This window comes from Bartonella sp. AU16XJBT (assembly GCF_028618665.1).
In the GTDB taxonomy this organism is placed as follows: domain Bacteria; phylum Pseudomonadota; class Alphaproteobacteria; order Rhizobiales; family Rhizobiaceae; genus Bartonella.
Genome location: NZ_JAQITF010000014.1, coordinates 33,863 through 45,006, shown reverse-complemented (window position 1 = coordinate 45,006; position 11,144 = coordinate 33,863). Strand labels below are relative to the sequence as shown.

Genomic DNA, 11,144 nt, shown 5'->3' with positions numbered 1-11,144 from the left:
AACCCTTATTGATAATAGAAATTAAAACAGCCACTACCCTATGACGCTTTTAATAAAAGCACATATCTTTGTAACTAAAGACCAAGTGGCAAAACACCTTGATTGTAACCGTGTGAAGACATTTCCCCCCATACTTATACTCTCAGAGAGATAACCAAAATTATTTGGAAAGTCAATGTGTAAGCCTCAATATCCCCATCAATATAAAGGATAAATTTGCTAAACCATGTCCCCTTATTCATAGAGTAAACCTTCAAAGAACACCTCATCTATGAGTTTTGGAGTTTTTTTAGGGTGTTAGAAACCTTCAAAATCTATCTATAAAATGCATCGAAATACTTATTCTGATATCTTAAAAGCACATAGTGCATTTGTCTTTTTTATCATAAAACAAATAGCAAATTTCACTATTTTGCTGATCTTATCCTATGTCATGGCCTGTTGATAAGCAATCTTTTAAAACCCCTTTTGAAAAAATATCGGCTTTTTTAGCAGTTTTTTTCCATTTTTATCGATATTTGCTTTAAGTGCATTTGATTGAATTCGTTTTGATTCTTTTGATGATTATTGATCATCTCTTAAGGCAAGGGATTTTTATTACAATATGCTGCAATCTGTTAACTCTGATAATGAACACCTCTCTTTACGCTCTCTGTTGGAATATTATCGGCAAAAAGCTAAATCACCCCGTGAATTAGGAACCATGTTTGAAAATCTTGTCATGGTTTATTTGAGTGAAGACCCGCTTCAAAAGCAAGAATACGAAAAGGTTCAGACTTATTTGGAATGGGCTAAGGAACATGATGAAAATGGAACGGATATTGGGATTGATCTGGTGGCGACAATCCGTGATGAAGGGGGTTATGCGGCTATTCAATGTAAATGCTATGATGCTTCTCACATAATTAAAAAAGAAGATATTGATAGCTTTATTGCTGCCTCGGGCAAAAAGATCTTCACCCGCCGTATACTGGTTGATAGCACCGAAACAGATTGGAGTGACAATGTTGAACTGACTTGTGAAGGACAAGAGGTTCGTATTCAACGGATTAATCTATTTGATTTGGAAAGCAGTCAAATCGATTGGGGGGCTTATAAAGAACAAGGACAAGCTGTTCTTAAAGAGAAACCGAAAAAAAAGCTTTTAGATCATCAGAAAGAAGCCCTTGAGAAAGTCTGTGAAGGTTTACAAGAAGCAGACCGTGGCAAGCTGATTATGGCATGTGGAACGGGGAAGACTTTCACCAGTTTGAAGATAGCAGAAACCATAGCAGGAACTGGCAAGCGTGTATTATTTCTAGTGCCCTCTCTTGCTCTTATCTCTCAAACAATTCGTGAATGGACAGAAGATACAGAAGTACCTTTGCGTTCCTTTGCTGTGTGTTCAGATACACAAGTGGGTAAGCGTCGGAAGAATAATAAAAATGATGCTCTTGAATTTGATAGCTCTGATCTTGCCTTGCCTGCAACAACGGATGCCAAAGAACTGGCTAGCAAAGCGGGTAAGGTTTCCCATGATCTGATGACCGTGGTGTTTTCCACTTACCATTCAATCCAAGTGATTTCCGATGCACAAAAAAAGTATGATTTACCCGAATTTGATCTGATCATCTGTGATGAAGCACACCGTACCACTGGGGCTTCATTGGGAACAGAGGATAATGAATCTGATTTTATCAAGGTTCACGATAACAGCATCATTCAAGGCAAAAAACGTCTGTATATGACAGCAACCCCTAAGATCTTTACCGATGATGCCAAAAAGAAAGCTGATGAGATCAATGCTGTTCTCGCCTCTATGGATGATGAAGAGCTCTATGGAAAAGAACTTTATACCTATACCTTCTCAAAAGCCGTTCAGAATGAACTTTTAGCACCTTATAAGATTATTGTTTTGGGTGTTAATGAAGAGGAAGTCAGTCAATCCATTCAACATCTGATGACCGATGAGAATTATGAACTTATCCTTGATGATAAAACCAAAATCATAGGCTGTTATCAAGCCCTTGCTAAAATAGATCTAAAAGTTGATTTGAGTGATGACCCTAATCCCATGCGGCGGGCTTTAGCATTTTGTAAAGATATCAAGACCTCTGAACGTATCCGTGATACCTTCAATTCTCAAGAAATACAGAAAGAACTGTATGATCTTCATAAGGTCTATAAAGATACCCCGCCTCTTGACTGTACCTTTGATCATATTGATGGAACACAAAGTGCAAAAACGCGTCATAAAGCCCTTGATTGGTTAAAGGAAGATGCGGGAGAGCATGTCTGCCGTGTGTTAACCAATGTACGCTGTCTGTCTGAAGGAGTGGATGTTCCTGCTCTTGATGCGATCATGTTTTTACACCCGCGGAAAAGTTATGTGGATGTCATACAGGCGGTGGGGCGTATCATGCGTCGTGCTCGGGGCAAAAAAAGAGGCTATATCATTTTACCCGTTGGAATCCCTGCTGGGGTTTCTGCTGAACAGGCTTTAAAATATAACAAAAGATACAGTGTTGTCTGGCAAGTGATCAATGCTTTGCTTGCTCATGATGAGAATTTCGAAATCACCCTTAACCAGATGATTTTAGGGCAAGACGTTAGTGATGTTTTGGAGATTAGCGCCTTAAAGAGCATGACCTCGGTTGAGGATAAACTCCATATCCATGAAAAATCAGAACATATGGGGCTTGAGATTGGAAAAGCCGCTCCTGAACCGCAGCATAGTTATAAAGGGCAAATGAGATTGCCCTTTTATAAAGAGTTTCCCAATGCCCTTAAAACCCTTCTTGCGAAAAAATTTGCTATTGCGGATTATTGGGAAAATTGGGCGGGCAATGTTGCTGAGATTGCACAAAACCATATCACCCATCTTCAAAACCTGCTTGCTGATGAAAACAGTGAAGCCTTTCATGCTTTTGATGCGTTTCATAAAGAATTAAAGAACAACTTAAACAGTGAAATAAAGAAAGAGGAAGCGATTGAGATGTTAGCACAACATCTTGTCACGCGTCCCGTGTTTGAAGCCTTGTTTGAGGGCAATGAATTTGTGCAAAACAATGCCATTTCGCAAGCCATGGAAAGGATCTTAACAGAACTTGATAAAACCAATATCGAGGAAGAATCCAAGGAATTACAAGAGTTTTATAACAGTGTAAGGCTTCGTGCTTCTGGGATTACCTCGCCTTTAGCAAGGCAAAATCTTATTATCACGCTTTATGAAAGCTTTTTTGCCAAGGCATTTAAGAAAACCACGGATAGACTTGGGATTGTTTATACCCCCGTTGAGGTAGTGGATTTTATCATTCATTCTGTTGATGATGTCTTGCGTAATGAATTTGGAAAGAGCCTTGGTTCACGTGGTGTTTCTATTCTTGACCCTTTCACGGGAACTGGAACCTTTATCACAAGGCTTTTACAATCAGATCTCATCAAACCAGAGGATATGGAATATAAATTCCGTCATGATATCCATGCCAATGAGATTGTTTTGCTTGCTTATTACATAGCAGCGATTAACATTGAATCGACTTATCATAGTATCATGAAAGGTGAGTATATTCCCTTTAAGCATATTGGTTTGGCTGATACGTTTCAAACACTTAAAGAAAAAAACTTGATAGACGGTATACTCAAAGAAAATAGTGAATATTTAGAGCATCAAAAGAAACTAAATATTGAAGTTATCTTTGGCAACCCTCCTTATTCGGTAGGACAAAAAAGCGAAAATGATAATGCAAAGAATACTCCCTATCCCATATTAAATAAACGTATCGGTGAAACTTACGCTGCTCAATCTAAAGCAACTAGTACGCACAAGTTATATGACAGTTATATTCGTGCTATTCGTTGGGCTAGTGACCGAATAAAAAAACGCGGTGTTATTGGTTTTGTCACAAACGCGGGTTTTATTGATGGAAGTTCTATGGATGGTTTACGCAAATGTCTCGTTGAGGAATTTAGCAGCCTTTATATTTTCCATTTACGGGGGAATGCCCGGACCTCTGGAGAACAACGTAAGAAAGAAAGTGGTGGAATTTTTGGTGAAGGATCTCGTGCCCCTATAGCGATTTCTATTCTCGTAAAAAATCCAAATGCACAACAGCATAGTAAGATATATTTCCGTGATATTGGAGATTACCTCACAAGAGAAAAAAAGCTTAAGACAATTAAAGAATTTGGTAGCATTAATGGTATTACACGAAGTAAACAAGGTTGGCAAATAATTACACCAGACAGACATGGTGATTGGCTTGGTCAACGTGATGACAATTTCAACGCTTTTTTAGCTATAGGTGATAAAGGTTATAAAAAAGATCATAATAAAAAACTCTTTGAAACGTTTTCATGTGGTCTAAAAACCAATCGTGACGCTTGGGCTTACAATTCAAGTCGTGAAGCTTTAGCGAAGAACATGAGTAATATGATTGCTTTCTACAATAGTGAAGTGGAACGTTTTAATGGTGCTTATACACATGCCGCCAGTAAAGCACGTGCAAAGTATGTAGATAGTTTTGTCAATTCCGATGACAGTAAAATTAGCTGGAGCTATAGTGTTAAGCAACAGTTAATTAGAGGAAAAACTTTTAAATTTGAAGAAACATGCCTCACTCAGAGCTTGTATCGTCCTTTTATACAACAATGGCTCTATTATAGTCGCATTTTTAATGAATCAGTTTATCAAATGCCACAGATATTTCCTATGGGAAAAATAGTTGAAAATAGAGTTATGAAAATTGCTGCTGTAGGAGCAAGAGGTGGATTTTCTGTCTTGATGACTAAAAATGTGCCTGATGTGGGTGTGATAGATAATAGCCAATGCTTTCCACGCTATATTTACGAAGATACTGAAGTTTTAAAAGATAAAAACAAGAAACAATCCCATTTATTTACAGAAGCAAACACAACAGCTGGTTTACAGAGGTATGATGCCATTACTGATGAAGGTCTAGACTATTTTAAAGCCTCTTATCCTAATGAAACCATAACAAAAGATGATTTGTTCTATTATGTTTACGGTTTACTTCATTCGGAAGATTACCGTACTCGTTATGCACATAATTTATGCAAAGAACTGCCTCGTATTCCTTGCGTAAAGAGTGCTGATGATTTTTGGAAGTTTGTAACAGCAGGGCGTGAACTGGGTCATTTACACGTAAATTATGAAGATGTAGAGCCTTATCCAGTGACCTTTAAAAAGGGTAACCCAAAACAGACTGAGATCTCTAATCCCGAAAAATTCTATTATGTGACTGAAATGAAATTTGCTGGGAATAGTAAGGAAAAGGATAAATCGACTGTTTTTTACAATAGCAATATCACAATAACAGATATCCCTCTTGAGGCTTATGAGTATATTGTAAATGGCAAGCCTGCTCTTGAATGGGTTATGGGGCGTCAATGTGTTAAGATTGATAAAAAGAGTAGTATTGTCAATGATGCCAATCGCTACGCTGTTGAAACCGTTGGCAACCCTGCTTACCCCCTCGAATTGTTTCAAAGGGTTATTACCGTAAGTTTAGAGACAATGAAAATCGTAAAAAAACTACCAAAATTAGAAATAAGAGAAACTGAATGATTTAATAAAGCATGCTCACATAATGGGTATGATAAACGCATAAGGGGTATAGAGCTTATAACCATAATCTATACTTCTTTTGTTAAGTTGATTAGATACAATCCTAATATGCGTTATTCTAAAAAGAAAAAACTTGCACTTTTAGATACTCTTATTTGGATTGCTTTAAGACTTTTAAGAAATCCCATCTTAAAGTGAATTAGATTTTTTTACATTGCCTTTAAGAGGTTATACCGTAATCTAAAATGAGTGCTTTATCCTTTTCAAAAGCTTTGTTTAAAGAGGGTTATATGTATTCATTTTGCTTATAGGTTTTGAAGGTTCCTAACACCCTCAAAACCCCTTCAAAACCCTCTTAAATATATATTATAGATTGTATTTACATGTTATATTTAATATAGGTTGTTTGCTTAAAACATTAACATATTGAAATATAATGACTTTTATTTTCGATTTAAAAATAAAATAATTAATAATAAAAGGAACCCTCAAAACCTTCAAAACCCTCGAAACTCATAACTATAATGATCTTGATAGCATCTCTTATGAGTTACAAGCTATCTTTTTAAAAGCTTTAAAGAGTCATATGCTTTTCATAAAATACGTTGTAATCAATTCTCTAAATCATAAGGTTATCATTCAAAAAAACTGATAAAGTTCATAAAAAGGATTTTAATAACGTAATCAGTTTTTACTTTCATACGCTTTTCATAAGACACGTGTTAATCACTCACTAAAAAATATAATTTTAACTTTTAAAAAGAACTAACCAAAATAACAAAAGCCTATTAAAAGGGACTTTGCTAATCTCTATAATTATCAATCTCTCTTTAGATATTTTCATAACAGTCTATAAATCGTAATTATCCTATATCCTATTTATCGTTTCTCTTATGAATATGAAAAATGATGCCATGGCTATATAAAGCATATAACAGCTATAGAGAATGCATAAAAACAGCAAGGTTTTATAATCATAATACAAATGAATGCGTTGGTTATAAAAACAGTTCCTATAAAAAGCTGTTAAGTTGCAAATGTGTTATAAACAAAATTCACAAAAAAATTTAAATTCATTTAGTGAAAAAACTGATAGGTTATAAAGTTAAAAAAACGCATTATGAGAGCGTTTCTAAATATTATAAATGTATAGATTCAAAAAAGAACGCCATTGTTTCAGAAAGCCTATAATATAGCTTTAAAAGTGCATAAATATAAAAGACGCAATTCATAAGCATAAGATATTATCAATACACAATGCATTTAAAAAAATACAAAAAATATCAAAAAAGATAAAATATTAATTGACAATAAATACGTATTTTGGTATATAAATACTCAAGTGATCAAAACACTTACAGTTAGCGAAAAGGTTACGAAACAACCTTTCCAAAGTCTTTAAAAAACTGACTATCTTTTATGCTGTGATTAGCATATATGATGATTTTGTCGGGTGTAGTTACGCTATACAATACCTTATAGGAAAAGCGTAGCAACGGACTAACTGCCGTGTTTTGAACGCCCGGCGCCCTTATAGGGTGTCAATTTCAAAACAATTGAACAGTTAGGCTTTAAATATGACAAATATATCAAAAATTACCCCCGTTAATAAGAAAAAAACATCTAAAAAATATGAGTTTACTGGCGAAATGGATTTTGTGACTGGTCTCATATTATACCGTATACGTGCTTTAAGAGATTTTGGGGATGTTAAAGCTGGCGATCTAGGCGGCTTTATTGAAAACGAAAGTAACTTATCTCACAAAGGCAATTGCTGGGTTTATGACAAAGCGCGCGTCTTTCAAAATGCAAGGGTTTCAGGCAATGCTAAAGTAAAAAGCTTTTTTGTTGACGTTTGTGGTAATGCAAGAATTTATGGTAATGCCATTTTTGAAGGCATGTTATTAAAGGACAATGCAAAGCTTTATGGAAATGCTCATGTGAGCAATGCCGTTGTAATTGAAGGTAATGCTAAAATTTATGATAACGCCCGCGTCACTAATCATGCTCATATTTGTGATGATGCCGTTATTTGTGATGATGCTCATGTCGGGGGCAATGCTAAAATAAGCGGCGCTGCTCATATTTGTGATGGCTCGCGTGTTTTTGATGATGCCGTGGTTTGTGGGGCTCTTATCTCTGGCGATTCTTATGTTCATAGCGCCGCCTCTTTAACTGCTGATGATCATATTTGGGATGAGGCATATCCTGAATTTGGGAGTGAAGATGATTATTATCGTCATGAATATTATGCTGATTGTGAGTGGTATTATGACGATGATAATGACAGCGAATATGAAAATGATGCTGCGTAAATAACGCGCGGGCGCGGCGGGGGCGCCCCTCTTTAAACATCTCATTTTAAAATTTATCAAATATGAACTTAGGGTGTTACCTATGAACGCTATAACTGTATCTAAAAAATACGAATTAACTAATGAAAATCATACTTTTGAAGGGATTACTGTACACCGCATTCGTGCTTTAAAAGATTTTGATGATGTTAAAGCTGGTCAATTGGGCGGCTTTATTGAAAATGAAAACAACCTCTCCCATGATGGCAATTGCTGGGTTTATGATAATGCTGGTGTTTTTTGCAATGCTGTCGTTTCTGATAATGCAAAAATACGTAATGATGCCATTATTGCTAGGGAAGCTAAAGTTTATGGGAATGCCGTGGTTTGTGATAAGGCATGGGTTTTTGGTAAAGATGCTAGCATTTATGACAATGCAAAAATTAGTAACAATGCTAGGGTCTGTGGCTATGTTTATGGCAATGCCATGGTTTGTGATAATGCTAATGTTTCTCCTAGTGCACATATTTATGATAATGCCCGTGTATACGAAAATGCTCATGTGAGTGGCTTTGTTTATGGGAATTCCCATGTTTATGGTAAATCAGGCATTTATGGGGGGGCGTGTATTTATGGCAATGCGCATGTCTTTTGCAATGCATGGATTAAGAGTTATGCAAGTATTTATGATGATGCCAATGTTTCTGGCTCGGTTCGTGTGGGGTCCTTTGCAAGAATTTATGAAAATGCAAAGGTCTATGGTAAATCCAATATTGATCATGATGTAAAAATTTATGGCAATGCCGTGGTTAATAGCCGTGAAAAAATTACGAATGATATCTGTGATGATAATCAGTCTAGAAAAGATGCTGCGTAAATAAGACACGGGCGCGGCGGGGGCGCCTGCTTTCAATCCAATTTTCCATTTCAAATTTTATCAACTGTTTATCACATTAGATTGTGAGGGTATCCCTATGTGTAAAAAATACGAATTAACCAGTGAAATCAAAAAAATCAAACATGCTCTTACGCGAAATATTATAAACCTTTATCGCATTCGGGCTTTAAGGGATTTTGATGATGTCAAGGCGGGCGATTTAGGCGGTTTTATCGAAAAGGAAGTCAACCTATCCCATGATGGCAATTGCTGGGTCTATGATGATGCTTGTGTCTATGGTCATGCCCGTGTTTATGATGATGCAAAAATACGGCATTATTCTCAAGTCTGTGGTCTCGTTTATGGCAATGCTGAGGTCTATGGCAAGGCTTTTATCTCTCAATATGCAAAGATTTATGATCAGGCTTGTGTTTATGGGAGTGCTCATGTGTATGGCAATGTTTATGGCAATGCTCATGTGAGTGGTGCTGCCCGCGTTCTTGCTGATGCTCATATTTATGACCATGCCCATGTTTCTTATGATGCTACGGTTTTTAGTTATGCCCGCGTCTATGGTCATGCCAAGGTTTGTGGCTCTGCTTGTATTTATAGCCATGCGAAAATTTATAATTATGCTGTGATTAATGGTCGTGCAAAGATTTATGGCAAGGTCTATGGCAATGCGCGCGTGGGGGGCTCTTGTGAGGTTTATGGATCTGTCTATGGCAATGCAAAAATCTCACATTGTGCAACAATCTGGGGGCGTGCTTATGGCAATGCAACAATCAACACAAAAAGCAAAGCAAAGTTAGTTCCTAAAAATTATGAGGTTTATGAAAACAATAATGTCGTTAAGATTATTGATAAAACAGAATAAAAATAGGTATGGGGGTGCCTTCTTTATGGCTATAAACCCATCATAAAAGAGAGAATGCAAAAAAAGCCGTGCCAAATGATATGACGCGGCTTTCAAATGTCTATCCTTATGAATCAACCCTAATCAAGATAATGACACATATATACAAAACGTATTATATTACGAGCGCTCTATTCAAGATATGAAAACTTATCAAAAGAACCGTAAATGATGCATATGATCTTTAATCACTCTTTTGAATGAGAAAGCCTATAAACGCTTTTTGTTAATCTCAAACGTATCAATCATAACACCCTCCTTTGTGAGGGGGGCTTTTAAAACAAAGCCCATGATCACAATGCTTCTTTTAAAACAAGCTCTCATAAAGATAATAAACAACCAAAAAACCGCTTTTATCAAATGTAAGGCTTTAAAAACTGTTATAAACATCTGTTTCAAACGTTTTTATAAAAATCTCATTTTATGTTTTAAACGTTTAAACATTCATTTAGAGAGGCTCTCATAAGTGTCTTTTCACTTTTCATTAAATGTAACTTTTTACAAATAAGCTGGCTCAATTTTGAGTTGGAAAAATCAACCAGCTCAAATTCGAGCTTGTTATCTTTAGAATAGAGCATTCTTTAAACAATGGCGTTTTGTCTAAAAATTTAGAAAAATTCCGTACCTTATGATGTTATAACGATTTTGCTATTCGCTTGCTTGCCTATATCATAAAGGCTTTCAATTTCATAAGATATGACGTTTTGAATTTCATTACCTTGATTTCCTACCTCGGTAAAAAAATACCGTGGTTATAAAATCAATCTTGTCTTTAAATCCTTTGTGCAATCTTTATGAATTAAACCTATAAGCTTATGAATGCTTCAAACCGTTAATTGCTTTAATGCCATTTTAAAGGTTTTTCCCAATTTTGGGGAAAACTATATGATCTCTATTTTCTATAAATGCGTATCTTTTAATACAATTTACCTTATAACAGTTTCAAACGATTACCTCTAATAGGTAATAAAATATTGCTATAAGAGATATAGATTTTTGCTCCCCAATTTTGGGAAGCAATAATTTTGGTTTTATACGATTAAACAATCCAATCTTTAAAACAAGCTGTGATCTTTAAACGTATGCGATTTATGTTATCGATAATTCCAAACGACTAAATTTTTAAACAATGCGATTTCTGCTGTGATAAAAACGTATCATAAAATTTATGAACTGTTATGAATGATAGCTGCTTTTCATTTCATATGAACGTTTACATGCGTTATAATATTTGCACCATGATTTGCTTTTTATGGTCTATTCATACATGCCAATCTTATATAAAAAATGATCAATTTAAACACGTATAAAAAGATGGATTCTTGAGTGGATTCATATAAAATAATTACAAACAAACTATTGACTTTATTGTGTTTTTTGATATTATATCTCACATTATCTGACCAATTGATCTCTACACGCTTAATGGCTTCATTGTCTGAAAACCGAAACCGCCTTTCAACCGGTGCATTATCTCGCAACGGGTTCCAC

Annotated in this window: 4 protein-coding genes and 1 pseudogene; 4 read left to right on the top strand and 1 reads right to left on the bottom strand. The window is 35.6% G+C overall.

From position 1 onward, the window contains the following. Nucleotides 1-604 precede the first annotated feature (604 nt). The 4 genes from PVV66_RS07790 to PVV66_RS07775 all read left to right on the top strand — a co-directional run bounded on the left by PVV66_RS07790 (nt 605) and on the right by PVV66_RS07775 (nt 9,614). Nucleotides 605-5,566 carry a type ISP restriction/modification enzyme gene (locus PVV66_RS07790; RefSeq protein WP_273719420.1) on the top strand — a complete coding sequence of 1,654 codons (4,962 nt, stop codon included), beginning with the start codon at nt 605-607 and terminating at the stop codon, nt 5,564-5,566. Nucleotides 5,567-7,143: 1,577 nt separating this feature from the next. Next, entirely contained in the window at nt 7,144-7,881 is a 738-nt protein-coding gene (locus PVV66_RS07785) for a hypothetical protein (RefSeq protein ID WP_273719418.1), read from the top strand. A gap of 82 nt (nt 7,882-7,963) precedes the next feature. After that, nucleotides 7,964-8,737: a hypothetical protein gene (locus PVV66_RS07780; RefSeq protein ID WP_273719417.1), complete on the top strand. Its 774-nt coding sequence runs from the start codon at nt 7,964-7,966 to the stop codon at nt 8,735-8,737. Nucleotides 8,738-8,834: 97 nt separating this feature from the next. After that, a complete protein-coding gene (locus tag PVV66_RS07775; protein WP_273719415.1) occupies nt 8,835-9,614 on the top strand; it encodes a hypothetical protein in 780 nt (259 codons plus the stop codon). 1,424 nt (nt 9,615-11,038) lie between these two features. Here the strand turns inward: PVV66_RS07775 and PVV66_RS07770 are convergent. Next, nucleotides 11,039-11,144, bottom strand: a pseudogene (locus tag PVV66_RS07770) (terminase); the annotation flags it as partial.

Excerpts from the sequence above, each read along its gene's own strand:
- PVV66_RS07790 (WP_273719420.1), top strand. The coding sequence starts at position 605 with ATGCTGCAATCTGTTAACTCTGATAATGAACACCTCTCTTTACGCTCT.
- PVV66_RS07785 (WP_273719418.1), top strand. The coding sequence starts at position 7,144 with ATGACAAATATATCAAAAATTACCCCCGTTAATAAGAAAAAAACATCT.
- PVV66_RS07780 (WP_273719417.1), top strand. The coding sequence starts at position 7,964 with ATGAACGCTATAACTGTATCTAAAAAATACGAATTAACTAATGAAAAT.
- PVV66_RS07775 (WP_273719415.1), top strand. The coding sequence starts at position 8,835 with ATGTGTAAAAAATACGAATTAACCAGTGAAATCAAAAAAATCAAACAT.